The sequence below is a fragment of the Pantoea sp. JZ2 genome (assembly GCF_035191405.1).
Lineage (GTDB): Bacteria > Pseudomonadota > Gammaproteobacteria > Enterobacterales > Enterobacteriaceae > Pantoea > Pantoea stewartii.
Genome location: NZ_CP045247.1, coordinates 1284900 through 1311874 on the forward strand (window position 1 = coordinate 1284900; position 26975 = coordinate 1311874).

Here is a 26975-nt window from a genome sequence, read left to right on the forward strand (position 1 = left end):
GGCAGGCCGAGCGCTCTGATGCGGCAAGGACGCCTGTATACCGTTTCAGCCTGCTCTGCTCCATGTGCTCGCCTGCCATCGTGATGGGATACTTCCCGGAAACCGGTATCGGTTATCGGAAATACCGGGCCGCGATCAGCAGACGAACGCGAACGTTGTTGCGGTGGGAAAGACAACGGCGTGGAAAAACAGTCTGCATGCGCAGGAACGGCGGCAGGAAGGAGGATAATGGAGAAATGAAGCCGTGGGGGATAAAACCACGCCGCCTCTGATATTGGCGTGGCTTTGTGTCCATTCAGATCGTGCGTCGGGGTTAGTTAACTGAGGCCATAATCCGAGGCGACATCACGCCACCCTGAATGTCGGCGGCGTGGTCGTTTTGTCCGGTCAGGTGTGACGGTAAGGATCCTTGACGGACGCTACGCAGAAGGCTCCCAGCAGCAGCACCGCCGACACCGCCAGCAGTGCCCACATAAAGCCACCGCTGGTCTGGCGCACATAGCCAATAAGCGAAGGGCCCACGAAGCCGCCCAGATTACCAATCGAGACAATCATCGCCAGTCCGCCCGCCGCCGCGCTCCCTGTCAAAAAACCGGAAGGCAGCGCCCAGAATGATGCCTGAAATGCCAGGATGCCGCTCACAGTGAAACACAGCGCAAGCATTTTGAGGACGGGTTCATCAATGAGGGCGCTGCAGCCTAACGCCACGGCGGCGATCACCAGCGCCGCGCTGATCCAGCGAATACGGTGGCGGGAAGCATTCGCGCGCTGTGCCCAAAACAGCATGCTGAAGGCGCCACAGATATAGGGCAACGCGGTCAGAAAACCCGTCGCGGTGTGGCTGACGCCAAGCTGTTTGATAATCTGCGGCATCCACAAACCTACGCCAATTGAGCCGACAATGCCGCAAAAGTTAATAAAAGCCAGAAGGTAGAGCAGGGGATTACGCATTGCATCCCGCAGGCTGGAACCGTGTGCCTGTTCGATCTTTTTCTGTTCATTCGCCAGCCGCCTGCTCAGCAATGCTTTTTCCGCCTCGCTTAGCCAGCCCGCTTTGGCCGGACGGTCATGTAAAAAGAACAGGCACATGACACCAAGTATTACCGCCGGAAAGCCTTCCAGCAGCAACAGCCACTGCCAGTTGCGGATAGTGTCGTGTCCGGTAATTTGCATCAACATGCCGGATAACGGCGCACCGATAATATTCGCCACGGGAATGCCGACCAGAAAGGCGGCCGTGATTTTGGCGCGCCAGCTGCCGGGGAACCAGTAGGTAAAAAACAGGTAAATGCCCGGGGTGAAGCCCGCTTCCGCCACGCCCAGGCAGAAACGGGCAAAGGCAAAGCTGACGGGACCGGTGACGAAGGCGGTGGCCATGGAGATCAACCCCCACGAAATCATAATGCGGGCGATCCAGATGCGGGCACCTACTTTTTGCATGATCAGATTACTGGGCACTTCGAAAAGGAAATACCCGATAAAGAACATGCCCGCGCCAAAGCCAAACTGCTCTGCTGTAATCCCTAAATCCGCGTTCATGCCCAGCGCGGCAAAGCTGACATTCGTGCGATCCAGATAACTGACCACGTAGCAGATAAAAATAAAAGGCAGGATACGGCGAAAGGCTTTGCCTGCCGCGACTTCACTTTGTTCAAAATCCGTTTGAGTCATGCCGTCATGGGACACGGGCACGTCATCCTGCTCCGTCATTGAGCGGGAAGGCGTTGAGTGCAGATTCATGGTTGTCTCCGCTGCGTTGCGTCAACGCAGAGTTATTCTCAGAGAAAAGCAGTGGAAAGAAAGGGCAGCGGGTGGCCTGGCGTTTGCATTGAGCAGGTAAGAATGCTGCCGCTGACAGATTCGGTGATAAATAACTGCCGGCGCTGATCGCCGCCAAAACAGAGGTTGGTGGTGGATCGTCCGACCGGGCTGGTCAGAATCTCAATCGGCTCTGCCAGATCGTTTAACAGCCAGACGCGGCCCAGCCCCGGGTTAGCAATCAGCAGTTCGCCCTGCGCGTTGACGGCGATACCATCAGGACCGCTTGGCCCGTGCGAGGTAAAGAACTGGCCGACTTTGCTGACCGATCCGTCACGCTGAAGCGGTACGCGCCAGATCGCATTGCCGCGCGTCATGGCGACATACAGCACCTTCTCGTCGGGTGACAGCACCAGGCCGTTTGGGCTCGGGCAGTTATCCAGCAGAACGGACAGTTGCCCGTCCTGGCTGAGCCGGTAAACGCGTCCGGACGGATCGTGCAGCCCCGTTTGCCCCTGATCGGTGAAATAAAGATTGCCCCGGCTGTCAGGGGTAAGATCGTTCACGCCGCGAAAACTTTCGCTGTTACGGCGCGAGAGCCACGGCGCGATCGTGTTCTCCTTGAGGCACAGCTTCATCAGGCCGTGACGGTAATCCGTGATCAGAAGCGTATCGGGATCGGTCAGTTTCATGCCGTTGGGTTCGCCGTCGTACTGCACGACGAGCTCCCAGTTGCCCGCCATATCGACACGGAATATGCGGCCATACGGAATATCGGTCAGGTACAGGCAACCCGAGGGATGCCAGACCGGCCCTTCCAGAAACGAATCGGTCAGTTGGCCGCCGCGATTAGCGGCCGCCCAGGCATTGTGGCTGTCAGGTTGGCGGAAACGATCGGGCAGCCGGGTAAATACCGTGGTCTGCCTGATCTCCGGTGTAGTCAGGCACATCATACCGTCGCTTCCTTCTGCGCTAAGATCTTCAGCAGATTGGTCACGGAAGCCGTCCCCATTTTCACGTAAGAGTTATCGCTCACGCCGCTGATGTGCGGGGTAATAATGACGTTTTCTACCGTCTGCCAGAGGTTGGGCGCGGTCAGCGGCTCCACAGTAAAGCTGTCCAGCGCCGCCCAACTGAGCCTGCCGCTCCTGAGCGCGCGTTCCAGAGCATCGTCATCAATCAGTCCACCGCGTGCGGTATTCACCAGCACGGCGCCGGGTTTGAACTGTGCCAGCGCCTGGTCATTAATCATCTGGCTGTTTTGCGCGGTCAGCGGACAGTGCAGCGACACTATATCCGCGCGCGCATAAAGCGTGGCTAAGTCGTCCACCTGCTCACAGCCCGCGGGCAGCGTTTTCGCCCAGGGATCGTAAGCAATAACCTGCATACCAAACACGCGGCCAATATCGGCCACCCGGCCGCCAATCGCGCCGAGGCCCACGAGCCCGAGCGTCCGGCCTTCCAGTTCAAGGGACTTGTGGCTGGATTTGTCCCAGTGCCCTTCACGCATCCGGCGATTCAGCGGAATCAGGGATTTGGTGCAGGCCAGAATCATTGCCCAGGTATGTTCAGCCACCGCCGCCGCGTTGGCACCCGGCGCAGACTGAACGCTGATGTTTCGTTCGGCCGCCGCGGCTTGATCAATAACGTCAATGCCGCTGCCATGTTTGGAGATCACGCGCAGCGCAGGCGCGGCGTCCATGATGCGGGCGTTAATTTTTCCATAGCGCACCACGATTCCGACGGGATTATACTGCTGGCACAGCGCGACCAGATCGTCTTCGGTTGGCCTGGTGCCCGCAAACACCACTTCATAATCGTTCAGCATCGCAAGCGCGGCGGGGGCGATGTCAGCGCCGGTAATAATGACAGTATCCTGTTTGCGCATCAGAGTTCCTCCCCTTCCGCTAACATGCCTGCTGCACGCAGGGCACCGTTCAGCCAGGTCGGTCTTTTGTCCCCGGCTTTGATTGCCGCAATACGGCGGGTTTCCATATCCAGCTTTTTCGCCGCGAGTTCCAGCACCAATTCGACCTCGTCACGTGGGACGACCACCACACCATCGATATCACCGACCACCAGATCGCCCGCGTTGATCGTCGCACCGGCCACAGAAACCGGGTAATTCACACGACCGGGAATCAGCTTGGTCGGGCCACATGGATTCAGGCCAGCGGCGAAAATCGGATAGGTGTGGTTGCTCAGCGCATCCGCATCCCTGACCGCGCCATCGATGATAATGCCGGCAATGCCGGACGCTTCTGCCTGGGTCGCCATGATTTCGCCTAGCAGCGCACAACTGATATCGCCTTTACCGTCTACCACGATGACATCGCCGGGTTTGGCCACCGCCAGCGCAGCATGGATCGCCAGGTTATCACCTGAACGCACTTCCACCGTTACCGCCGGTCCGGCCACTTTCATATGCGCACCCAGTGGCTTAACGCGGCCATGGAGCGTGCCTCGTCTGCCCGCGACATCCGCAATAATCGCGGCCTGAAATTCAGCGGCACGTCTGACATAATCATGACTGACTCGCGTAACGTCGCGGTTGATCATCGGTTTTTCGTTCGCGGACATGGGTCACCTCACAGGTTTGATGTTTTACAGAGTAAAACTGTGTTGTACATAATGAAATTACTATATCGGTGACACTGACGCTCGCGCCAGTGTTGCGAGCTTGTTTGTGATGTAAATAAGATGTGACTCACAGTTTCAGGTACACTCAGTGCCAGCAAAAATCAGGAGAAGCGAAATGGGAAACGAAGGAGTTAATGCGGTAGAGAAGGCGCTGGCATTGCTGGATTGTTTTAAGCCAGGCGAAGAAAGCCTGTCCCTGACGGCGCTGTCGCAGCTCTCGGGCTACCACAAAACCACCGTTTATCGCCTGATGAATTCGCTGGAACGCATGAGTTATGTAGTCAGACGGGATAACGGGATTTATATCCTGGGACCAAGACTGCTGTATCTGGGCAAGCTCTACGAACAGTCGTTTCATCTGGCCAGCGTGGTCCAGCCCGAGCTACAGGCGCTGGCTTCGGCCACCCATGAAAGCGCCAGCTGGTATGTGATTGATAACGGTCAGCGTCTTTGCGTCTTCCGTGCGGAATCGTCGGATGGCCTGCGCCATACGCGACTGCCGGGCTCGCTTTATCCTCTGGATAACTCGGCGATTAGCCAGGTGCTGCGTTACTGGGGAATGGGCGAACCCCTGTTTGCTGAGACACCGGACTTACCGCTCTATACGTCGGGGGCGCGCGATCCGCACACTGCCGCCTTTGCCATCCCGGTGTTTGGCGAAGGGGATAAATTAACGGCCGCCCTGGCGCTGACCGGTCCGTCATCACGCTTAACCCTGGACCGCAAAGCGGCAGGGCTCGGTGACCTGATGCGGGAAAGTGCCGCCAGATTGTCGGCTCAGTTAGGGGCCAGAAAGCCGTTTTGCGATGGGGTTTACTGGGGTAAATAGCGGGCAGTGCCGCGCGGTTGGGTCAAGAACCGTTCGGCGGCTGAGCAGGGCAGGCATGTGCTGCCGTCCTCCGCCCCGTGTGCAGGCAGAACTCCGACATCTATTCTACTGCTGAGCCGGTCGCATCCGCGTTTCTCCGCTTGCCTGCAATCGGCCAGTGATAAAGCGGACCGCGCGGCGACGTCCGCGGCTCCGCTTCCGCGCCACGAAAGCGTGAGTCAGGTTAGCGGTAATAGATCGCTATCCGCTGATCCGCCACCGTTTCAATCGCCACCGGAATCTCAAACAGCCGCGTCAGCACGTCCGGCTGCATGATGTCGGCTGGCGTACCGCGCATAAAAACGGCGCCGTTTTTCATGGCAATGATGTAGTCGGAATAGGCGGAGGCGAAATTGATATCATGAATGACCAGAATGATGGATTTGTGCAGTTCATCCGCCGCTCGTCGCAATTGCTGCATTATGGTCACGCTGTGTTTCATATCCAGATTATTTAGCGGTTCATCTAACAGAACGTACTGCGTATCCTGGCACAGCACCATCGCCACAAAGGCCCGCTGCCGCTGCCCGCCGGACAACTCATCCAGATAACGCTGTGCCAGCGGCAACAAATCCAGAAAATACAACGCCTGCTCAATATGGTGTCTGTCCGCTTCCGTTATCCGTCCTTTTGACCAGGGATAGCGGCCAAAACTGACCAGATCGTACACCGTCAGCCGATGGGTAAAATGATTCTCCTGCCGTAGCACCGACAGCACTTTCGCCAGCTGTTCAGTGTGCGCCTCGTTCACCACCAGCGAATCGATTCTGATTTCACCGCTGTCCGGCGTCAGCAGTCGGCTCATCACCGACAGCAGAGAGGATTTTCCGGCACCGTTAGGACCAATGATGGCAGTGATGCCCGACGCGGGCAGGGTTTCATTGATATTGTTGAGAACAGAAAGCGTGCCGTAGCGCTTATTCACATTCACCACTTCAATCACGTTGCCACCTTTTTAAGCACCAGATAAAGAAAGAGTCCACCGCCAACACATTCAATGATGACGGACAGCGTGCCAGCCCTGTCCAGCAGTCGCTCCAGAATGAGCTGTCCGCCGGTCAGCGTAATTATGCCGATGAGTACCACGGCAGGCAGCATCTCGCGATGACGCCATGAGCCCATGGCGGGCCAGGCCAGATTCACGATCAACAAGCCCAGAAACGTCATTGGCCCCACCAGCGCGGTTGAGATCGCTACCAGCAGGGAGATGAGCAGCAACAGACCGGTCACGTAGCGCTGAACGGGCACGCCGAGTGCGGTAGCGGTATCGCTGCCCAGCGCCAGCACGTCAAGGCGATGGCGCATGCGCCAGATGATTACCGTCACAACAGCAATGACGCTGCCTGACAACAGCAGGACGTCGCTATCGGCGCGGGTAAAGGTGGCAAACATCCGGCTCTGTAAAACGGCAAATTCTCCCGGTGATAGCAGGCGCTGCATCAGTCCGGACAGACTGCGGAACAGCGTGCCGAACACCAGGCCTGCCAGTAAGACGCGCTGAAGTTCCAGCCCGCTGCGGTTAAATAACCAGCGGTAAAGCAGCGTGGCAAACAGCATCAGAAGCGCCGTTTCGCCCAGAAACTGCACCACAGGGTAGGTCTGGCTCAACGGCGACAGGTGAATAAAAAAGACCATCAGCGTCTGAAGTAAAATAAACAGCGACTCCAGCCCCATGATCGACGGCGTAAGAATGCGGTTTTGCGTGATGGTCTGGAAAAGCAGCGTGCTGATGCCCGAGGCAAACGCAACCAGCACCATAGTCAGTAAAATCTGCCCGCGGTGTTTCAGGAGATAGCCGATATTGCCCTGCAGGTTAAGGGTCAGAAACAGCGTGCAGAGCGCAATCGCGATGACGGTCAGCAAACACAGCCGTCCGGCAGGGGAGCGCATCCTGTTCAGCACGCGAGACGGCAGCGAACACTCAACGGCCATGGCGTTTCCCCTTCATAATCAGCAGCAGAAACACCGCCGCGCCCAGTACGCCGAGCAACGTACTGACCGGGATCTCGAACGGCTGCACGATAAGCCGCCCCAGGATATCGCAGCTTACTACCAGCATAGCGCCCGTCAGCGCGACCCAGTGCACGGTGCGTCGCAGGTTATCGCCAGCCAGCAGGCTGACAATATTCGGCACGATTAACCCCAGGAACGGCAGGACCCCGACGACCACGATAACCACGCCGCTGATGAGCGCAATCATCGCCATGCCCGAGAGCTGAACACGACGGTAGTTCAGCCCGACGTTTACGGAAAAGTCATGCCCTAAACCGGCGACCGTGAAGCGGTCGGCAAGCAGGCCAGCGAGCAGGGCGATCATCCCTACTAGCCACAGCAGTTCATAGCGCCCCTGCATCACGCTGGAAAAATCCCCCGATTCCCAACTGCCCAGCGCCTGCAGCAGGTCAAACTGCATCGCCAGAAAGGTGGTGACCGAACTGAAAACGGCCCCCAACATGATGCCGGTCAGCGGCACAATAAGGGCGCTTTTCTGACGAACAGGGGCGATTAACAGCATAAACAGCAGGGTACCGGCCAGGGCGAACAGGGCGGCAATGCCCATTTTGACTATGACGGGCGCGGCGGGATAAAACAGCATGACCAGCAGTAAGCCCAGACCGGCGGACTGTGTCGTGCCCACGACAGAGGGCTCGACAAAACGGTTTTGCGTCAGCATTTGCATGATTTGCCCTGCAACGCTCATGGCGCTGCCAGCCAGCACCAGCGCGACCGTGCGCGGCACGCGACTCACCCACATAATCTCCCGCATGTCGGCATCGCGCCACACGTCCATCAGTGACAGCTGCGTGACGCCCGTCATCACACTGAGCATCATCAGCGCCCCCAGCAGGATCAGGCTAAAGCTAAAGGCCACGGACTTCATTCTGGGCGGACGCCGGCTGTGCTGAGTGCCTGCCTGATCTGCTCCATCATCAGGCTGTAACTCTGGATCCCGCCAGCGAGGTACAACGAGGCCGAATCCAGCCAGATTATCTGCTGTTTTTTCCATGCCGTGGTGCGGCGCACCAGCGGATTATCCAGTACCTGCCGGGCAGAAACGCCCGCCTTGCTGCCGATGGCGCTGTCGCGATCCAGAACGAACAGCCAGTCCGGATTGGCCTGCATGATGAGTTCGGGCGAAATGGCGTTTCCGTGTTTACTGGCGGTCGGCAGGGCGATGGCCGGTCTGAACTGCAGGACATCAAAAATAAAACCAAAGCGGGAATGCGGTGTGTAAGCACTGAGTTTGCCGCCGTTGACCATCAGCATCATGGCCGTGCCTGCCTGAGCCGCCTGGCGGCGAAGGTCAGCAACCTGCGCATCAAATCTGGCCAGAACGGTGCTCGCCTGCGCCTGTTTTCCCATGATTTCGCCCAGTTGCGTGGTTCGCTGACGCAGGCTGTTTAAAACATCATTGGGATCGATATCCAGCGATACGGTCGGCGCAATGTCGCTGAGTTTGTTATAGGCCGCCAGGGCTCTGCCGCCGGCCAGAATCAGATCCGGCCTGGCGCGGCTCAGGGCCTCATAGTCAGGCTCAAATAACGTGCCCGCATTGAGGTACTCATCACTGTTGTAGCGCGCCAGATGGGCCGGATAGCTTATCGCGGTCCGGGGCACGCCCAGCGGATGAATTCCTAACGCATCGGCACTGTCCAGCGTTACCGGGTTTAAGATCACCACACGTTGGGGATGCAGAGGAATGGCCGTTGTGCCCTGAAAATGCGACAGCTGGACGGTGGGGGCGTCGCTGGCCGACGCTAACGGCGCGCTCAGTAAGCAGGCGAGCGCCAGTAAACCTGCCAGACGGGAAAAACGCATACCTTCTCCTTGTACGTTGTCATTGTCCGTAAAAGTGTGCCCGGTTGTCGGGCTGACCATCCGCTTTCCGCCCTGGGTACGTGGTATGTTCAGCAGGGCGAGCGGACCCTCAGTGTTATCAGAACGAAGCCGTCACGGAGGCGTACAGTGTTCGTCCGGGAACGTAATAGTTATTGCCGCTGGTGGTACTGGCAGAGGGTTGCGCGGACACCGGATTTTTATCGAAAAGGTTATCGACGCCCATGTTGAATTTCAGATGCCTGGTCGCCCGGTACTGCCCGGACAGGCCATAAATCATATAGGCCTGGCGGATACGTGCAGTTGCGGTATTGCCGCGTGCGGCCTGATCCGCGCGGTTATTCAGCCCCAGCATTTTTCCGTAGTATTTGGCGGTCATCGACAGACTGATCGCCTCATTGACCTGCCAGTCCAGCGAGGACCAGGTGGCGAGTTTTGGTGTGGTCACCAACATGACGCCCAGTGTGTCTTCCGCTTTGATCATGCGCGTGAAAGTGTTATTCAGGGTCAGGCTTTTCAGCCAGGGGCCTTTCTCTTCCGTAATCAGAGGCACCGTCAGGCTGCCTTCCACGCCCTGCGTGCGGGCGGTATCCAGATTGACGCGCTTCAGCCAGTAGCTACCGGACGCATCGCCCGGAATATAGCCCACCGGCGCGGAAGCAATTTTGTCCTGAAAGCGGCTGTCAAAGAAGGTTAAGCCCACGCCCCATCCCGCATAATCGTACAGGGCGCCCACTTCCCAGTTCTGCGACAATTCAGGCTTCAGCGCGTCATTCCCCAGGGTATAGCAGCTCCCGCCCTGGTAATCGGCATAGCCGTTACAGCCGGCACCGCGGGAGGTTTCGATAAAGCCTTTGCTGGCCTGACGAACGCTGGGCGCCTTAAAGCCTTCGGAATAGCCGCCTTTCAACGTCAGAGCATCCGTGGCTTGCCAGACAAGATAGGCGCGTGGCGTGGTCCGGTTGCCGTAATCGGTATTATCCCGGCGCAGGCCCAGCGTCAGGGCCAGATCGTCCCGCAGGTCAATGTGGTTTTCGATGAAGATGCCGGTGCTTTTCGCTTCGCCAGTATGTTTACCAAAGGTATCGGCCGCGTCGGCTGTCACGCCCAGCGAGCGTGGGTTATGCAGCTCTTCTTTTTTCCATTGCGCGCCCACGGTCAGGTTTTGGGGCAAACCGAGTTCGAAGGGCAGGTTGAGATCGCCTTCAATAATGGATTCTTTATTCCACAACGTGCTGTCCTCGCTGCCCGTCACCGCGCCGTTGGCGATAACCGGTACGTCCGACACCCAGTTTTTAAATTTATTCTGATAAGCGCTTAGCTTCGCCGTGCCAAATGCAAAAATGCCGCGGTAATCCAGCGCATAGTTTTCACGCTCAAGCTTACTGGCCCCGCGCAGATTAATTTCACTGCCGTTACTGGCGACGCCGGGAAGACCTTCTTCGGTTCCCTGCTGCGTAGAGATCGTCAGCCGATGCTGGCGGGTAATATCCCAGCCCAGTTCGGCACCGTAATTTTCATTCTTGCGTCCCTCCTGACCGCTTCCCCAGCGCAGTGCGCCGGTGTCGCTTTTATCCGCCTGGCGCTTATTCCATGAACCATTCAGACGCAGGTCAAACCCTTTCCCCAGTGGGCCGCCAACGCTACCTGTCCAGGTCTGGGTACTTCCCCGCTTATCGTCCTGCGGCTGGCGCGTGCCTGCGGTTAAGGTACCGTGCCAGACATCACTGTTTTTCTTCGTGATGATATTCACCACGCCGCCCATCGCATCCGAGCCATAGAGCGCGGACATCGGTCCCCGCACCACTTCGATGCGTTCAATGGCATCAACGGGGATCCAGTTGATATCGTCGAAATAGTTTTGTTGCGTGCTTTTGATGCCGTTGCTGGAGCTCATGCGTTTGCCATCAACCAGCAACAGCGTATACGCCGCTGGCATACCGCGCAGTTGAATACCGGAGCCCACATCTGTTCCGATGGCTTTGGATACGCCCGCGACACGTTCCAGCACATCCGCAAGATCCGTGGCCGATTTACCAACGTCCTGTGCCAGTTGCTGTGCGGTAATCACGGAAATTGATGCCGGAGCATCTTTCAGACGCTGTTCGACAGCCGAAGCCGTCACCACCATCACCTCTTCATCGGGATCGGTGATCTCCGGCTCAGCAAACGCAGGTGAAGCTATGCCAAAAACGGGAATGAACAGACTGGTTTTGATACGACGGGCGAGAGGGGTTAACGACGTCATAACGGTTAATCCTTTAACGGTTGTTTGTCCTGAAGATATTTACGGGCTGATAAACAGCATAAGGCGATATATAAATGGGAATCAAATCAATAATCATTATCAGTTGGCGGTGAAATAAATGCGCAGGGTAATTGCGTGAGAATTTTAATGGTTCAGGATCGGCCGGAATGGTCTGGAAGCTGGAAAGGGTAATTGCTTTTTATGAAAGACAGGTCTTTGATATATAAAGATTTAAGACGAAGAATTTCTTCTTTTACTGACTGGATTGCTGAATGATTCCCTGCCTGTAAGTTTCTTTTTAATATTATCTTTTTTTACGTTTGGGATGATATTTACGAAAGGTAAAAGATGTTCTTGTTAATTTATATAATTGTTAAGAGGTTGCGAAAAATGACTTGGATCAATAATAAGTCTGATTATGTGAAATATTTGATTCTGTTTTGTGAAATAAGCTGGCTTAGCATAATAGCGTTATTTAAATGAATAATGGTTTTCCCGTAATGCATTGAGGTCTACCATGACGCATGGACCATTAAGTCAGTCAATATCGGATACCTGCAATAAATGATCATGCTTCTCTGGAACCGGTAAGTTTTAATGCGGGTTTCAAAGGCACAGGAGGGGACAAAAAAGCCCGCAGGCTTGTGCTGGAACCAGTTAGCGGCCACTGTTGAGAAAATACTATCTAGTTCAATTTGTTGCTGTTCCTCCGCAACTTCTGCTTGTACCTGTGGATCAATGCCATTGGCTAACAAAGCTAGATATTCAGCTCTAAGTCCTCTTGCGTTAGCAAGAGAAAGCGCAGGAAAAGCACCTAAGCCAATCATCGTTCGTTGCTTCGTGTTTGGGCGTTGATAACGAAAGCGCCACAGCTTCTTACCGCTAGTTTTCACTAATAGGAATAGTCCATCGCCATCGTGCAATGTCAGATCTTTATCGGTTGCTTTAGCACGCAGCACTTCTGTATTGGTCAATGGGCGCGTAGTCCTTGCCATGCCTGTGTTTCCCGCCTGAATTGGTATACGTTATTGGCATACATTCTTACGTATACCAATTCGTATACCAATAATCACTGGATTTAGCCGGATTTGGACGGACGATTACAGACACAAAAAAGCCCGCAGGGCTTGTACCGTGCGGGCTTTCAGGATTTCACCGGACGTATCCGGATCATTGTGTGGTGGAGCTGGCGGGAGTTGAACCCGCGTCCGAAATTACTACACCGTCGGCACTACATGCTTAGTCCAGTCTTTACATTCGCCGGTCAGCTGCGGACGGACACGCCACTGACAGACTAGCCTGATTAAGTTTAACGCTTCAACCCCAGGCAGGGCATCCACGCGATCTCTTTTGGGTTTGACCTCTCTTGATCCCCGTCCTAAGAGCGGAGGCTAGGGAGAGAGGGCTCTCAGCAGGTTATTAAGCTGCTAAAGCGTAGTTTTCGTCGTTTGCGACTATTTTTTTGCGGCTTTTTACGAGGCCAACCGCCCCTCGGCATGCTCCTAAGGCTTCACAATCCCGTCGAATCCAGAATCAGCCCCAGAACTTCAAATACTAGCAAAAAAGCGTATCGAATTCCAGTATTTAACGATTGGCATTCTTCATAATACGCGCTTTGTCCATTTGCCATTCACGATCTTTGATGTCGTTACGCTTGTCGTGTTCTTTCTTACCGCGAGCCACGCCGATTTTTAACTTACACCAGGCGTTTTTCCAGTAGAGCGACAGCGCAACAACGGTATAGCCCTCGCGATTAACGCGGCCATACAGTGAATCCAGCTCACGCTTTTTCAACAGCAGTTTACGGCTGCGGGTAGGATCGCAGACTACGTGCGTTGAAGCCACGGCGAGCGGCTGGAAGGTTGAGCCGAACAGATAGGCTTCGCCATCGCGCAGCAAAATGTAGCTGTCGCTGATGTTCGCTTTACCTGCACGGAGTGATTTAATTTCCCATCCCTGTAGCGACAAACCGGCTTCGAACTCTTCTTCAATGAAGTATTCGTGGCGGGCGCGCTTGTTCATGGCAATGGTGGCAGAACCGGGTTTGTGTGCTTTTTTCTTTGTCATAATGCCGCGTATTTTACATCACTTGGTCGGTTATCGCATCCCCAGTCCAGCGGGGCAGCAGGAAACAGGATATTCTAGCACACCATGACAATGAGGAATTTTTGTTTAATCGCTGAAAATGCTATTATTTAGCGGTTTTGTGACGAACAGGAACCATTATGGCTCAGATTAGTCGTTCGGCGCTGGTCCCCTTTAGCGCCGGACAAATGTACCAACTCGTAAACGATGTCGATGCCTATCCGCAGTTTCTGCCGGGCTGCACCGGTAGCCGCGTGCTGGATACCTCTGAAAATCAGATGACGGCGTCAGTCGACGTGTCTAAAGCGGGCATCAGTAAAACCTTTACTACCCGTAATACGCTGACCGACAACCAGAGCATTCATATGCAGCTGGTCGACGGCCCGTTCCGCAAGCTGACCGGCGGATGGCGCTTTATCGATCTCGGCGATGATGCCTGTAAGGTCGAACTTAGCCTGGAGTTTGAGTTCACCAATATGCTTGTTGAAATGGCATTCGGTCGCATCTTCAAAGAACTGGCCAACAGCATGGTGCAGGCGTTCACGCAACGCGCCAAAGAGGTTTACAGTGCCTGATATCTCGGTTGAGGTGGTGTACGCCCTGCCTGAAAAACAGTATCAGCAGTACGTAAAGCTGGAAGAGGGCAGTACGGTCGAGCAGGCCATCAAAAAATCGGGTTTGCTTGAGCTGCGGCCTGATATCGACCTTGCCAGCAATAAAGTGGGCATTTACAGCCACCCGGTGAAACTGACGGATATCGTGCAGGAAGGCGATCGGGTTGAGATCTACCGCCCGCTGATTGCCGACCCGAAAGAACTGCGTCGTCAACGCGCAGAACGCGCGGCCAGCAGCAAGAAATAACTGGTCAGATCGAAGAACATGAAAAAGGCGCTGATGAGCGCCTTTTTGCTTTCTGCGGGTTAATCACCGCCGCGATAGCGACGGTCAGAATCAACCGTTAGCCTTCTTGCGAGGACAGGGCAGGTTTATTGTCGATGTTGGTCAGCACACCGCTGCGGTCGAAGGTCAACGTCAGTGTCTGCTGTTTGACCTTCTCATGGCCAGGTTCCTGACGGAATACGTAGTACCAGACATTGCTACCAAACGGATCTTTCATCATCGGCGTACCCAGTGTATAGGCCACCTGCTGCTGAGTCATGCCGGTATGAATCTTGGCAACATCATTGGCAACCAGATAGTTTCCCTGATTGATATCGGGACGATAAACCACGCGCTCTAAAGTGGAGCATCCGGAGGTCATCATTAACATTACCACTGCCGCGGCAGTCAGCGTTTTACAGCGCATCTATACATTCCTTTTCTGGGGCCAAACGCCTTTTACAGGCTGTTCTTCTGCCATCAAATTCTGAACTCTGCCTGCGGCAGGCTTTATTATTCAGGCGACAATAGCTGTCGATGATAATAAACCTTTTCGCTATTGGAAACCTCTACAGAGCATGCATATGACCACGCTGTGTTAAAAAAGTGCATATCAGGCGGCTAAAAGTTCTTTAGCATTAGCCAGCGTGTTGCGGGTGACCTCGCTGCCACCCAGTAAACGCGCCAGTTCCTGCAAACGTGCGCGCTTGTCCAGCGGCTGCATATGGGTTTCCGTCATTTCGCCGTCAGTCTCTTTGCTGACAAAGAAGTGCTGATGTCCGCAACCGGCGACCTGCGGCAGATGCGTAACGCACATCACCTGTGTTGATTCGCCCAACTGGCGCAACATCTTGCCGACGACGGCGGCGGTAGGGCCGCTGATGCCCACGTCAACTTCGTCAAAGATCATCGCCGGGGTTTCCATCTTGCGGGCCGTAATCACCTGAATGGCCAGCGCAATGCGTGACAGCTCACCGCCGGAAGCAACTTTGCCCAACGGCTGTAAAGGCTGCCCGGGGTTGGTCGTCACCTGGAAATCAATGCGGCTTGCGCCATCCGCCGTTAACTGATCGGGATTAAACACCAGGTCGATGGCAAAGCGGCCGTGCGGCATCGAAAGCAAATGCATGCTCTGGGTAATTAACTGCTGAAGCTCATCCGCAAAGCGGCTACGTTGTTCGTGCAGTCGTTCCGCGCACTGTAAGGCCGCCTGATAATGTTCGGTGACCAACGTTTGCAGACTTTCCTGATCGCTTTCCTGTTGGGATAACAACTCTGCTTCATCCAGCAATTGCTGATGGAGAGCGGGTAAGCCTTCCGGCGTGACATGGTGCTTACGCGCCAGCGCGATTTGCCGCGAGATACGCTGTTCCAGTTCATAAAGGCGATTGGGATCCAGATCGAGGCTGTCGCAGTAGTGACGCAGTTCGTCGCTGGCTTCGCTCAACTGAATGGCCGCTTCTTCCAGCAGGTTATAAACCCCGCTGACCTTGTCATCCAGTGCGGTAAGCTCTGACAGCATCTGGCGTGCGCTGTACAGCATACTGTTGAGGTTGGTGTCATCGCTGTCCGCCAGAAGCTGAAGTGCCTGCTGGCTGGTTGAAAGCAGCTGTCCGCTGTTGGCCAGGCGTTTGTATTCTTCGTCGATCTGCTCGAACTCACCTGCCTGCGGGGCAAACTCGTTCAGTTCTTTGAGCTGGTACTGCAGTAATTCGCGACGGGATTCACGTTCCTGCGCCTGCTGCTGATGCTGCGCCAGAGTACGGCAGCTCTGATGCCAGGTCTGATACGCCGCACGCATCTCAACCAGCAGCGCGTCATGCCCGGCATAGGCATCCAGCAGGTGTTTTTGATGGTCGGGCTTGAGCAGCAACTGGTGCGCGTGCTGGCCATGAATCTGAATCAGCAACTGGCCTAAATCGCGAAGCTGTGAAAGCGGAACCGCCGTGCCGTTAATAAAACCGCGTGAGCGGCCATCGGCACTGATCACGCGGCGCAACAGGCACTCATTGCCATCATCCAGTTGGTTGTCGCTGAGCCAGCGCTGAGCGGAAGGCGAGGCTTTGATTTGAAAGCGCGCGCATAAATCTGCGCGGTTGGCACCCTGACGCACCATATCGGCATCCGCGCGACCGCCGAGGCACAATCCGAGCGCATCGATAGCAATAGATTTACCGGCACCGGTTTCACCGGTAATGGCCGTCATGCCACGTTGAAAATCAATGTCGAGCTCACGAACGATAGCGAAATTGCTGATGGTCAGTTGTGCCAGCATAGCGTCACCTGTATGAATAAACACATATGGTTTTTCATACAGTATAAACTGGTTTTTTATCCAGTAAAGAGGGCGCGCTCACTTTCAGAACAATTTTTTTGACCAGCCCAGTTTGGAACTCAGCGTGTTGAAATAGCTGTAGTTTTTGGGATGGATAAGATTGAGATGGTTTTCGCTGCGGCGGACCAGCACATCTTCCCCTTCCTGAATAGGCAGCGCAATCTGGCTGTCGCAGCTGATTTCCAGGTCGTTGCGGCGGGCCGAAAAGCGCAGGCGAATGGTGCTGCTGCTGTTAATCACCAGAGGCCGGGCCGATAAGGTGTGCGGAAACATCGGCACAATCGTTATCGCGTCCAGCGACGGCGTTAAGATCGGGCCCCCTGCGGACAGGGAATAGGCCGTAGATCCGGTCGGCGTAGAAATGATCAGGCCGTCTGAGCGCTGTGAAAAGGCAAACACCTCATCAATGTACACTTCAAACTCGATCATGTGGGCGACTTTGCCCGGATGGAGTACCACTTCATTAATCGCGCTGCCGATGCGGGGTGAGCAGTCGGTTTTGCATACCTGCGCTTCCAGCAGAAAGCGGCTTTCCACAAAATAATTGCCGTTCAGCACGTCATCAAGCTGATGGTGCGCGTTATCCGGATCCAGATCCGTCAGAAATCCCAGATTGCCGCGGTTGATGCCAATCACTTTTATGTCATACCGCGCCAGTACTCTGGCTGCGCCTAGCATATTACCGTCACCGCCGACCACGACGGCTAAATCCGCCTGCTGGCCAATTTCTGCCAGCGTGCCAGTCTGGACATCGTCCAGTGAGAGTTCCTGCGCAATCTGCTGTTCGACAATGACACGGTAGCCCTTACCGGTCAGCCAGCGGCACAGCATTTCATGCGTGGTGAGCGCGGTGGGATGGCGTGGATGGCCCACAATTCCAATGCAGTTAAAGTGTTTGTTCATCGAGTGGGTCTTCCTCATAAGCCAAATCGGCACGATGATGTGACGTGTTCCCTTGAAACCGCCAAACCAATCCCCATAATAAGCCAACCAGCGAAGTGAATGTGCAAAACGCGGAGAAATTCATGAGTAGTAAAGAACAGAACACCCCAAACGAGCAAGTCTCAGACGAAATTCAACAGGAACAACAGCAACCTCAGGACGCGGAGACAGCAGGTGAGGTGGATCCGCGTGATGAGCGCATTGCTCAGCTCGAAGCTGAGTTGGCGCAGTTGCAGAACGGCGTGCGTGACGCGCAGCTGCGTGCACAGGCAGAGATTGAAAATGTGCGTCGTCGTACCGAGATGGACATTGAAAAAGCGCACAAATTTGCGCTGGAGAAGTTTGCCAACGAGCTGCTTCCGGTGATTGACAGCCTGGAGCGTGCGCTGGAGCTGGCGAACAAAGAAGATGAGAAATCCGCTTCGATGGTGGAAGGCATTGAGCTGACGCTGAAATCGCTGCTGGGCGCAGTGCGTAAATTCGGTGTTGAAGTGGTCGGTGAAACCGGCGTCCCGTTCAACCCTGAAGTCCATCAGGCGATGTCGATGATGGAATCTGACGAGGTGGAGCCTAACCACGTGATGATGGTGATGCAACGCGGTTATACCCTGAATGGGCGTCTACTGCGTCCGGCCATGGTTGCAGTGGCCAAGGCGAAAGCCTGATTGTAGCCTCATCTCACAACGGCCGCGCACTGACGCGGCCGTTGTGTTCAGGCTGCCGGGTCAGGTAAAACTGGTGTCCAGTCAACAGGATCTCTGCCGCTTTCTTTTAACAGGGCGTTAGTTTTTGAGAAATGCTGGCAGCCAAAAAAGCCGCGGTGTGCCGAAAGGGGAGAAGGATGCGGCGCCTGCAACACATGATGGCGCTGGCGATCAATGATGCTGCCTTTCTTCTGCGCATGCGAACCCCACAGTAAAAAGATTACCCCTTCACGCTGCGCGTTAATCGCGTCAATCACCCTGTCGGTAAAGGTTTCCCAGCCCAGCCGGGCATGAGAATGCGCTTTGCCCGCTTCCACCGTTAACACGGTATTCAGCAACAGCACGCCTTGCTCTGCCCAACTGGCCAGATAGCCATGACTGGGTTTCTCAAAGCCCGGAATATCCTGCTGCAGCTCTTTATACATGTTCTGAAGGGAAGGCGGAATGGGCACGCCCGGTAATACAGAAAAAGCCAGACCATGTGCCTGATTCGGCCCGTGGTAAGGATCCTGACCCAAAATCACCACTTTCACATCGCCTAACTCCGTTAAGCGAAAGGCATTAAAGACGTCTTTTTGCGGCGGATAAACGGTCACGCCTGCAGCCCGCTGGTTGGCGACCTGTTTCAGGGTTTCAATGAAATAGGGCTTCTCTTTCTCTTCAGCCAGCACATCGTGCCAGGTCAGCTTTGCAGCCATAATCAACTCCCTTGTGTTCTGAACGCTAAGCTTAGCTGTTCAGTATCCAGACATGAAGCCTAAAATTATTTTAAAAATTCAATAAAATGTAGTCCCGCTACGTTTTAAAAATCAATCGCTTAGCAATGTGGCCAAAAAGCGCCCGATTGTACTTGATTCAGGTCAAAACTAACGTCATGAGCGAATGATATACCAGTTGCTCATCATTGATTTATTGACGGTATTGGTCCAGCCAATGCCTTGCAGGAGAAACTGAGATGATCACAGGTATTCAAATTACCCAGTCACACAATCCGGCCTTAGTGAATTCGTTCTGGCTGTTAGATGAAGAAACCGCTCAGGCACGCTGTCTGTGTGCCGTAGCAGGCTATCAGGACGATCAGATTGTCGCGATTGGTGAGTTAGGGGACATGGCTTACCGTGTAGTACCGGTCGAGATTAAACCCCAGGTGCGCGTGGAAGGCGGGCAGCACTTAAACGTTAACGTCCTGCGCCGTGAAACGCTGGAAGACGCCGTGAAACATCCTGAGAAGTATCCGCAGCTGACCATTCGTGTTTCCGGGTATGCCGTGCGCTTTAATTCGCTGACGCCTGAACAACAGCGTGACGTCATTGCCCGAACCTTTACGGAAAGTTTATAAACTGCCTGTGTGCTGAAATAAAACGCAGCGCCAGAAGGACAAATTTCTACACGTTAACAGACAGATAGAACATGACTGTCGTCGGGTGAAATATCCAGCCGGGCGGCTTTATGATGTTTGATGCTGAATGGAGACGAAACCGGGCTTTACCCACCTGAACAATGAAAAATCGCCTCTCAGGAGGCGATTTTTTTAGAAGCGTGCTGTTTTATTCCGCGTTCTCACTGCCGGATGAGCTGCCACTTGGCTTGCGGCGTTTACCGACATTTTTAAGATCGCGATGGCGTTTTTTCACCCGCGGTTTCTCTTCTTCTTTGGCTTTTCGCTCTGCACGCTTCGCAAGCGCCTTTTTCGACGGTTTTCCGGTAGTTTTTGGCGAAGGCGCACGTGTGACCGGACGCAGCTCGTCAATCACCCGTGCTTTAATCGGCTCGTCAACGTAGCGACTGACTTTACCCAGCAGCAGATGGTCATGGGCTTCGACCAGCGAAATGGCGATGCCTTTACGACCGGCACGGCCCGTACGGCCGATGCGGTGCAGATAGGTATCCGCCGTGCGTGGCATATCGAAGTTAATCACGTGGCTCACATCCTCCACGTCAATCCCGCGTGCGGCGATATCGGTGGCGACCAGCACGTTTACCCGACCTTCCACCAGACGTTTAATCGCCTCATTGCGTTTAGCCTGGACCATTTCCCCTTCCAGGTAGCTGGTGCGGATTCCGGCATCATGCAGCCAGCTGACCAGTTCATGCAGGCGTTCACGTTTACGCACAAACACAATGGATCGGGTCACTTCCGGCTGCTTTAACAGGTGAACCAGCAGTTTGGTTTTGTGCTCAAGATCGTCGGCGCGGTGATACCACTGCTGAATTTTCTTACGCTCGCGACGGCTGGGATCGGCTTCCAGTTCAACCGGTTCGTTCAGCAGGCGCTCGGCAAAATCTTTAATATGCTCGCCTTCCAGCGTAGCGGAGAACAGCATTGTCTGTTTACGCCAGCGCGTTTCACCCGCGATGGTTTCGATATCCTGGGCAAAGCCCATGTCCAGCATGCGGTCTGCTTCATCCAGGATCAGCGTTTCCACTGCGCGGCAGTCAAAGTTTTCTTCTTTGATGTACTGCAGCAGACGGCCGGTGGTGGCAACCACAACGTCCTGATTTTCGCTGAACACTTCGGCGTGGTTCATAAAGGCCACGCCGCCGGTGATAGTGGCGATATCCAGATGCGTATGTTTCGCCAGTTCCCGCGCCTGGTCGGCAACCTGCATCGCCAGTTCACGGGTGGGCGTTAAAATTAAAATACGTGGCGGGCCAGACTTCTTGCGTGGAAAATCGAGCAGGTGCTGCAACGCCGGTAATAAATACGCGGCGGTTTTCCCGGTCCCGGTAGGTGCCGAACCCAGAACGTCGCGGCCCTCCAGCGCGGGGGGAATGGCAGCAGCCTGAATTGCTGTCGGGCGCGTATAGCCTTTCTCCTGCAGCGCTTCAAGCAGGCTTTCGTCGAGTTCAAGTTCGGAAAATGTGGTTACGGTCATGTTCTACCTCAGTTTGGGGCGCTGATTATAGACAGATCGGACATAATCTTCATCTGTTTATCGGTATTGACTGCGTCAGATTACGTTAACGGCGTGAATTCCCCAACCTGGCACGTTACACTTGGCGCCAGCTATACGGCAGAAAAACAGGTGAATGGTCGCTGAGTATGATGCAGGACAAGCCGCAGGCGCGGCCGCAGTTAAAAAAGAACGGGTTTACCTTCAAGCAGTTTTTTGTCGCACACGATCGCTGTGCAATGAAGGTCGGTACTGATGGCATTCTGCTGGGCGCGTGGGCACCGGTCGCCGGGGTAAAGCGCATCCTTGATATCGGTACCGGTTCGGGCCTGATTGCGCTGATGCTGGCCCAGCGAACGCATTCTGATGTGGTGATCGATGCGGTGGAGCTCGATGCCGACGCTGCGCAACAGGCCAGCGAGAATGCCTGTCAGTCACCCTGGGCTGCGCGTATTCATGTTCATCAACAGGATATCGCGCAGTGGGCGGAAAACAGCAATACGCGCTATTCACTGATCGTCAGTAATCCGCCTTACTTTACACCTGGCGTGGCCTGCTCAACGTCGGCACGCGACAGCGCACGCGCGACCGGTACCTTAAACCATCAGACCTTATTACGTTGCGCAGCGTTGCTCATGGAAGAAGAGGGCTTCTTTTGTGTGATATTGCCTGAGACGACAGGGCAGGAGGTGATTGCGCAGGCACAATCGGAGGGCTGGCATCTGCGCTTTCGCTTCGATGTGGCGGAATATGCTCACCGTCCGCCGCATCGTGTATTGCTGGGGTTTTCACCCAGTCCGGGTGAAACCCTGTTTGAACGCCTGGCTATCCGCGATGCCGACCGGCAGTATTCTGACGCCTGGCAAAGCCTGACGCGTGACTTCTATTTGTTTATGTGATCGCCGGGCTGCAGGACGGTCGGTTGCGCTTCCGCCAGCGTATCGGGATAGTCGCGAATAAAATGCAGTCCGCGGCTCTCTTTGCGTTGCAGCGCACAACGCACCATCAGCTCTGCCACCTGTACCAGGTTGCGCAGTTCCAGCAGGTTGTTTGACAGCCGGAAGTGGCGATAGTACTCGTCGATTTCCTGTTGAAGCAGGCTGATGCGGCGCAACGCGCGTTCCAGCCGCTTAGTGGTACGGACAATGCCGACATAATCCCACATAAACAGCCGTAGCTCATGCCAGTTATGCTGAATGACCACGCGCTCATCGGCATCATCCACCTGGCTTTCATCCCATGCCGGTAAACGATCTACGGTCTCCGTTTCAGGTAAGATCCGCATCAGATCCTCCGCGGCAGACCAGCCATATACCAGACACTCCAGGACAGAATTTGAGGCGAGGCGGTTGGCACCGTGCAGCCCGGTATAACTGACTTCACCGATTGCATATAAACAATCGATGTCGGTGCGGCCATGCCGATCGACGACCACGCCACCACAGGTGTAATGCGCGGCGGGCACCACAGGGATTCTGTCCTTTGTCAGATCAAAGCCAAAGGTCAGCAGTTTTTCGTAAATCATCGGGAAGTGGGAACGGATGAAGGCCGGCGGCTGGTGTCTGATATCCAGATACATGCAGTCTACGCCCAGCCGTTTCATTTCATGATCGATGGCGCGGGCGACGATATCGCGCGGGGCCAGCTCCGCGCGTTCGTCGAAGTCAGGCATAAACCGCGAACCATCGGGCCGCACCAGCCAGGCGCCTTCGCCGCGCAGGGCTTCCGTCAGCAGAAAGTTTTGCGCCTGCGGATGAAACAGGCAGGTAGGGTGAAACTGGTTAAATTCCAGGTTAGCGACCCGGCATCCTGCTCGCCACGCCATCGCAATGCCGTCACCAGAGGCGACATCAGGATTCGTGGTGTATTGATAAACTTTGGCCGCGCCGCCCGTGGCCAGCACGACGGCGCGCGCCTGGCAGGTTTCGACCCGTTCGCGATTGCGGTTCCAGATCCAGGCCCCCATTACCCGGCGGGGGCCCGGTAAGCCCAGTTTGTCTGACAGGATCAGATCCACCGCGTTAGTGCGTTCCAGGATGCGGATATTCGGATGACGCAACGCCTGGCCGACCAGCGTGGTTTCCACTTCCCGGCCGGTGGCGTCGGCGCTGTGCAGAATACGGCGATGGCTGTGGCCGCCTTCTCGCGTCAGGTGATAACGCATCTCACCGCCGGCCTGAGGATCGGTATCAAACGCCACGCCATGATCGATCAGCCACTGCACGCAGTGCCGCGCATTGCTGGCGACAAATGAAACAGCCTCACGATCGCACAAGCCCGCCCCGGCAATCAGCGTGTCTTCAACGTGAGAATCCACGCTGTCAGTTTCATCAAACACTGCCGCAATGCCGCCCTGCGCATACAGCGTTGAGCCTTCATTAACCTGCGCTTTACTGAGCACAGTGACCCGGTAATGCGAGGCCAGCCGCAACGCCAGTGACAGTCCCGCCGCACCGCTGCCCACAATAAGCACATCACACTGATAATCTGAGGGGGAGAATGTTGTCATAGCGTTTAATTTACTAAACAAGAATGACCCGAGCATAAGCCTTTGATGGTTTTTTGTGAAGTATTTTGAACACGCAAGCAGGCGTAATAGCGGACTAAATCTAATTTATGAGATATATCAAATGGTTAGTCATTTAACCGTTTAAAATCTGTTTTTCATACCAAACTTAATCGAATACAAGGATTTAAAGATGAAAAAGCGGCTGTCATAGGTTACTCTGCCTGCGATTTGCGCGTGTTACATTGAACGAAAATCAACAAACTGTGTAATCCTGCAGCAAAGCGGCCGAAAATGAACTTTTCGCCACGTAATGACTCAAAGCGCATGCTTGCTCAATAGCTGTGTGCTGGCAGTTCCTTAACGCATAAGAAAGTATTTGGGGAGACTTTACCTCGGATGAGCGAGCAGTTAGCGGACCAGGTTCTGGTTGAACGGGTTCAGAAGGGGGATCAAAAAGCTTTCAACTTACTGGTGATCCGTTACCAGCATAAAGTCGCGAGCCTGGTCTCACGGTATGTGCCTTCAGGCGATGTGCCTGACGTCGTTCAGGAATCATTTATTAAGGCGTATCGGGCACTGGATTCTTTCCGTGGCGATAGCGCGTTTTACACCTGGCTGTATCGGATTGCCGTGAATACAGCCAAAAACTATCTGGTTGCTCAGGGACGCCGTCCGCCTTCCAGCGATGTTGATGCAATTGATGCGGAAAATTTCGAAAGTGCGGGTGCGTTAAAAGAAATTTCGAACCCTGAGAACTTAATGTTGTCTGACGAACTGAAACAAATCGTCTTTCGTACCATTGAGGCGCTTCCTGAGGACTTGCGAATGGCAATTACCCTCAGGGAACTTGACGGTCTGAGCTATGAAGAGATCGCCGTCATTATGGATTGCCCGGTGGGCACGGTAAGGTCACGTATTTTCCGTGCACGTGAGGCCATTGATAATAAAGTTCAACCGCTTATCCAACGTCAGTGATAACGGCTACTGGAAGGGTATTAGGCATGCAGAAAGAAAAACTTTCCGCTTTAATGGATGGTGAGGCTTTAGATAACGCGCTGATTTCAGCCCTGTCTAAGGATGCAGATCTACAAAAATGCTGGGAACGCTACCATCTGATTCGCGATACCATGCGCGGCGATGTTGGTGAACACCTGCATTTTGATATTTCTGCTCGCGTTGCCGCTGCCATCGAAAACGAGCCACAGCGTAATGTGACGTCCCTGATTCCTGAAGCACAGCCCGAGCCTTCTCGCTGGGAAAAAATGCCGTTCTGGCACAAAGTTCGCCCCTGGGCGGCCCAGATTACGCAGGTCGGCGTCGCCGCCTGTGTTTCCCTGGCGGTAATTGTGGGTGTTCAGCACTATAACCAACCCACCAACGGCAGCGTGGAAAGCTCTGACTCACCGGTCTTCAACACCTTGCCAGTTATGGGCAAAGCGTCACCTGTCAGTCTGGGTGTCCCTTCGGATATGTTTGGTTCAGGCAATGCCTCACAACAGGTGCAGGACCAGCGTCGCCGCGTGAACGCCATGCTGCAGGACTACGAACTTCAGCGTCGTCTGCACGCCGATCAGCTGCAGTTCGAAACCAATGCGCCAAAACAAGCGCAGGCCAATGTACCGGGTAATCAGTCATTAGGAATGCAGCAGCAGTAATGAAGCCGCTATGGTATGCCGTTAGTCTTCTGACGGGCAGCCTGTTGTGGTCCACTGCCGCCCCAGCGCAGGTTTCTGCGTCTGGGGCGTTATTACAGCAGATGGAGCAGGCAAGTCAGACGCTCAACTACGAATTCGCCTACATCAACGTTTCCCGTCTTGGTATGGAATCGCTCCGTTATCGTCACGCAGTAATCGACGATCGCGTCTATGCACAGATTCTGCAGATGGACGGTCCGCGTCGCGAAGTCATTCAGCGCGGCAACGACATCAGCTATTTCGAACCGGGTATTGAGCCTTTCTCGCTTCCCGGCAATCACATCGTCGATGCGTTGCCATCGATTATCTACGCCGACTTTGCCAAACTTGATGCGGCTTATGACTTTATTACCGTCGGCCGTTCCCGCATTGCCGATCAGATGTGTGATGTGGTGCGCGTAGTGTCGCGCGATGGCACGCGCTACAGCTATGTTGTATGGCTGGATGTGGATACCAAGCTACCGCTGCGCGTGGATCTGCTGGATCGTGACGGTGAAACGATGGAACAGTTTCGCGTGATCAGCTTCGCGGTGGATGATGGCGTACGCAACCTGATGCAGGGCCTTGAAAAAGCCAATCTGCCGCCGTCGCTCTCATTAACCAAATCAGACAACGCGACGCTGGACTGGGAGCCCGCCTGGCTTCCCGCAGGGATGACGCTCGTTTCCCAAAGCCGGCGTATGCTTCCCGCGTTAAATAAATCCCTTGAATCCCGGCTGTACAGCGATGGTCTGTTTAGCTTTGCTGTAAACGTTACGCCGGCAGATAAAAACAGCGTCGCACAGACATTGCGCACGGGACGTCGTACGGTGGAAACCGTAATACGCGATAATTACGAAATTACGGTCGTTGGCGAGTTACCGCCTGCGACGGCCAAACGTATCGCGGACAGTGTTAATCCTGGGGCAAAAAAATGATGAGAGAATGGGCCACCGTGGTGGCATGGCAGGATGGTATCGCGACACTGCATACCGAAGCCAAAACCTCCTGCAACAGCTGCCAGGCACGCAAAGGCTGTGGCAGCCATATGCTGAATAAGCTGGGGCCAAAGAATGCGCATGTGATGCAAATCGCCAGCAGCAAGCCCCTGGCTCCGGGCCAACGTGTCGAACTGGGCATCAAAGAGAGCAGCCTGCTCGGTTCGGCACTGCTGGTATACATGACGCCGCTGTTTGGCCTGTTTCTGTTCGCGGGTCTGTTCCAGGCCCTGTTCGGCAGTGACCTGGCCGCCGCCTGCGGCGCGCTGTTAGGCGGAGTTGGCGGCTTTATCGTCGCCAAAGGCATTTCCATGAAATTTGGCGATCGTGAGGCCTTCCAGCCGGTTATCCTCAATATCGCCTTGCCCCCAGATGCGCTTCGTGTTGAAAGCGAAGCCTGACCCCTGCTTAAGCCGCACTTGTTGCGGCTTTTGTCTTAAGCCTGACGCGCAAAAAACTGTTTCGTTTCCACGACGTTCCATTCTTTTATGCGCGGCCTTAACAGTGTAATATGCGTCGTCATTAATGAGGCTGACAGGATTGTGGGTTAAGAGCGATCTTCCTGAATGTGTCTGTGCTCAGGTTTCTAACTGATTCTCTACGTG

26 protein-coding genes, 1 other RNA gene and 1 pseudogene are annotated in these 26975 nt (G+C 54.8%); 10 read left to right on the forward strand and 18 right to left on the reverse strand.

What is annotated here, in order from left to right; translation table 11 throughout:
* Nucleotides 1–387: 387 nt before the first annotated feature.
* The 4 genes from GC087_RS06315 to GC087_RS06330 are packed head-to-tail and all read right to left on the reverse strand — an operon-like array spanning nt 388 to nt 4338.
* Nucleotides 388–1740, reverse strand: coding sequence for an MFS transporter (locus GC087_RS06315; protein ID WP_033739395.1), 1353 nt, complete (start codon nt 1738–1740; stop codon nt 388–390).
* 38 nt (nt 1741–1778) lie between these two features.
* Nucleotides 1779–2711, reverse strand: coding sequence for an SMP-30/gluconolactonase/LRE family protein (locus GC087_RS06320; RefSeq protein ID WP_058702312.1), 933 nt, complete (start codon nt 2709–2711; stop codon nt 1779–1781).
* Nucleotides 2708–3646 carry a hydroxyacid dehydrogenase gene (locus GC087_RS06325; RefSeq protein ID WP_324029974.1) on the reverse strand — a complete coding sequence of 313 codons (939 nt, stop codon included), beginning with the start codon at nt 3644–3646 and terminating at the stop codon, nt 2708–2710. Before GC087_RS06325 ends, GC087_RS06320 begins: the two co-directional genes overlap by 4 nt.
* Nucleotides 3646–4338 (reverse strand): RraA family protein, encoded by a 693-nt coding sequence (locus GC087_RS06330; protein WP_054633280.1) that lies wholly within the window; start codon nt 4336–4338, stop codon nt 3646–3648. Before GC087_RS06330 ends, GC087_RS06325 begins: the two co-directional genes overlap by 1 nt.
* A gap of 175 nt (nt 4339–4513) precedes the next feature.
* Here GC087_RS06330 and GC087_RS06335 point away from each other — a divergent pair, with 175 nt between their 5' ends.
* Nucleotides 4514–5227: an IclR family transcriptional regulator gene (locus GC087_RS06335; protein WP_058702315.1), complete on the forward strand. Its 714-nt coding sequence runs from the start codon at nt 4514–4516 to the stop codon at nt 5225–5227.
* A 223-nt stretch (nt 5228–5450) separates the two neighbouring features.
* Here the strand turns inward: GC087_RS06335 and GC087_RS06340 are convergent, their stop codons facing one another.
* The 8 genes and pseudogenes from GC087_RS06340 to smpB all read right to left on the reverse strand — a co-directional run bounded on the left by GC087_RS06340 (nt 5451) and on the right by smpB (nt 13418).
* On the reverse strand, nt 5451–6209 hold the full coding sequence (locus GC087_RS06340) for an iron ABC transporter ATP-binding protein (RefSeq protein ID WP_324029976.1): 759 nt from the start codon (nt 6207–6209) through the stop codon (nt 5451–5453).
* Nucleotides 6206–7198: an iron chelate uptake ABC transporter family permease subunit gene (locus GC087_RS06345; RefSeq protein ID WP_324029978.1), complete on the reverse strand. Its 993-nt coding sequence runs from the start codon at nt 7196–7198 to the stop codon at nt 6206–6208. The genes GC087_RS06340 and GC087_RS06345 overlap by 4 nt, the downstream gene beginning before the upstream one ends.
* The gene (locus GC087_RS06350) at nt 7188–8147 is read right to left on the reverse strand and encodes an ABC transporter permease (RefSeq protein ID WP_324029980.1); all 960 of its coding nucleotides are present in this window, start codon (nt 8145–8147) and stop codon (nt 7188–7190) included. Before GC087_RS06350 ends, GC087_RS06345 begins: the two co-directional genes overlap by 11 nt.
* On the reverse strand, nt 8144–9085 hold the full coding sequence (locus GC087_RS06355) for a siderophore ABC transporter substrate-binding protein (RefSeq protein WP_058702319.1): 942 nt from the start codon (nt 9083–9085) through the stop codon (nt 8144–8146). The genes GC087_RS06350 and GC087_RS06355 overlap by 4 nt, the downstream gene beginning before the upstream one ends.
* A 118-nt stretch (nt 9086–9203) precedes the next feature.
* On the reverse strand, nt 9204–11351 hold the full coding sequence (locus GC087_RS06360) for a TonB-dependent receptor domain-containing protein (protein WP_058702320.1): 2148 nt from the start codon (nt 11349–11351) through the stop codon (nt 9204–9206).
* A gap of 641 nt (nt 11352–11992) precedes the next feature.
* A pseudogene (locus tag GC087_RS06365) lies at nt 11993–12346 on the reverse strand (integrase arm-type DNA-binding domain-containing protein); the annotation flags it as partial.
* Between the two features lie 183 nt (nt 12347–12529).
* Nucleotides 12530–12892: a transfer-messenger RNA gene (gene ssrA / locus GC087_RS06370) on the reverse strand.
* Between the two features lie 43 nt (nt 12893–12935).
* On the reverse strand, nt 12936–13418 hold the full coding sequence (smpB, locus tag GC087_RS06375; RefSeq protein WP_324029982.1) for an SsrA-binding protein SmpB: 483 nt from the start codon (nt 13416–13418) through the stop codon (nt 12936–12938).
* Between the two features lie 158 nt (nt 13419–13576).
* On the opposite strand from smpB, the gene GC087_RS06380 reads away from it, so the two are divergent.
* Both GC087_RS06380 and GC087_RS06385 read left to right on the forward strand, forming a co-directional pair.
* Complete coding sequence (locus tag GC087_RS06380) at nt 13577–14011, forward strand: type II toxin-antitoxin system RatA family toxin (protein ID WP_172912843.1); 435 nt, start codon at nt 13577–13579, stop codon at nt 14009–14011.
* Nucleotides 14004–14297, forward strand: a complete 294-nt coding sequence (locus GC087_RS06385) for an RnfH family protein (protein WP_006120493.1) — start codon at nt 14004–14006, stop codon at nt 14295–14297. The genes GC087_RS06380 and GC087_RS06385 overlap by 8 nt, the downstream gene beginning before the upstream one ends.
* A gap of 97 nt (nt 14298–14394) precedes the next feature.
* Here the strand turns inward: GC087_RS06385 and bamE are convergent, their stop codons facing one another.
* The 3 genes from bamE to nadK all read right to left on the reverse strand — a co-directional run bounded on the left by bamE (nt 14395) and on the right by nadK (nt 17553).
* Nucleotides 14395–14742: an outer membrane protein assembly factor BamE gene (bamE, locus tag GC087_RS06390; RefSeq protein WP_324029984.1), complete on the reverse strand. Its 348-nt coding sequence runs from the start codon at nt 14740–14742 to the stop codon at nt 14395–14397.
* A gap of 186 nt (nt 14743–14928) precedes the next feature.
* Nucleotides 14929–16590 (reverse strand): DNA repair protein RecN, encoded by a 1662-nt coding sequence (gene recN / locus GC087_RS06395; RefSeq protein WP_054633311.1) that lies wholly within the window; start codon nt 16588–16590, stop codon nt 14929–14931.
* Between the two features lie 84 nt (nt 16591–16674).
* Complete coding sequence (gene nadK / locus GC087_RS06400) at nt 16675–17553, reverse strand: NAD(+) kinase (RefSeq protein WP_006120497.1); 879 nt, start codon at nt 17551–17553, stop codon at nt 16675–16677.
* Between the two features lie 122 nt (nt 17554–17675).
* On the opposite strand from nadK, the gene grpE reads away from it, so the two are divergent.
* Entirely contained in the window at nt 17676–18257 is a 582-nt protein-coding gene (gene grpE / locus GC087_RS06405) for a nucleotide exchange factor GrpE (protein ID WP_006120499.1), read from the forward strand.
* Between the two features lie 47 nt (nt 18258–18304).
* On the opposite strand, the gene ung is transcribed toward grpE, so the two are convergent.
* The gene (gene ung, locus GC087_RS06410; RefSeq protein WP_054633312.1) at nt 18305–18994 is read right to left on the reverse strand and encodes a uracil-DNA glycosylase; all 690 of its coding nucleotides are present in this window, start codon (nt 18992–18994) and stop codon (nt 18305–18307) included.
* 257 nt (nt 18995–19251) lie between these two features.
* Here ung and grcA point away from each other — a divergent pair, with 257 nt between their 5' ends.
* Complete coding sequence (grcA, locus tag GC087_RS06415) at nt 19252–19635, forward strand: autonomous glycyl radical cofactor GrcA (protein ID WP_324029986.1); 384 nt, start codon at nt 19252–19254, stop codon at nt 19633–19635.
* 208 nt (nt 19636–19843) lie between these two features.
* Here grcA and srmB read toward each other — a convergent pair whose 3' ends face one another.
* Entirely contained in the window at nt 19844–21172 is a 1329-nt protein-coding gene (gene srmB / locus GC087_RS06420) for an ATP-dependent RNA helicase SrmB (RefSeq protein ID WP_033740936.1), read from the reverse strand.
* A 167-nt stretch (nt 21173–21339) separates the two neighbouring features.
* Between srmB and trmN the strand changes: the two genes are divergently transcribed.
* Entirely contained in the window at nt 21340–22089 is a 750-nt protein-coding gene (trmN, locus tag GC087_RS06425; RefSeq protein WP_324029988.1) for a tRNA(1)(Val) (adenine(37)-N(6))-methyltransferase TrmN, read from the forward strand.
* On the opposite strand, the gene nadB is transcribed toward trmN, so the two are convergent.
* Entirely contained in the window at nt 22074–23735 is a 1662-nt protein-coding gene (gene nadB, locus GC087_RS06430) for an L-aspartate oxidase (RefSeq protein WP_324029989.1), read from the reverse strand. The genes trmN and nadB overlap by 16 nt on opposite strands.
* 360 nt (nt 23736–24095) lie before the next feature.
* On the opposite strand from nadB, the gene rpoE reads away from it, so the two are divergent.
* The 4 genes from rpoE to rseC are packed head-to-tail and all read left to right on the forward strand — an operon-like array spanning nt 24096 to nt 26771.
* Nucleotides 24096–24674 (forward strand): RNA polymerase sigma factor RpoE, encoded by a 579-nt coding sequence (rpoE, locus tag GC087_RS06435; RefSeq protein ID WP_006120509.1) that lies wholly within the window; start codon nt 24096–24098, stop codon nt 24672–24674.
* 26 nt (nt 24675–24700) lie between these two features.
* Nucleotides 24701–25354 carry an anti-sigma-E factor RseA gene (gene rseA, locus GC087_RS06440; protein WP_324029991.1) on the forward strand — a complete coding sequence of 218 codons (654 nt, stop codon included), beginning with the start codon at nt 24701–24703 and terminating at the stop codon, nt 25352–25354.
* Entirely contained in the window at nt 25354–26310 is a 957-nt protein-coding gene (rseB, locus tag GC087_RS06445) for a sigma-E factor regulatory protein RseB (RefSeq protein ID WP_006120511.1), read from the forward strand. Before rseA ends, rseB begins: the two co-directional genes overlap by 1 nt.
* Entirely contained in the window at nt 26307–26771 is a 465-nt protein-coding gene (gene rseC, locus GC087_RS06450) for a SoxR-reducing system protein RseC (RefSeq protein WP_039340029.1), read from the forward strand. Before rseB ends, rseC begins: the two co-directional genes overlap by 4 nt.
* Nucleotides 26772–26975 lie beyond the last annotated feature (204 nt).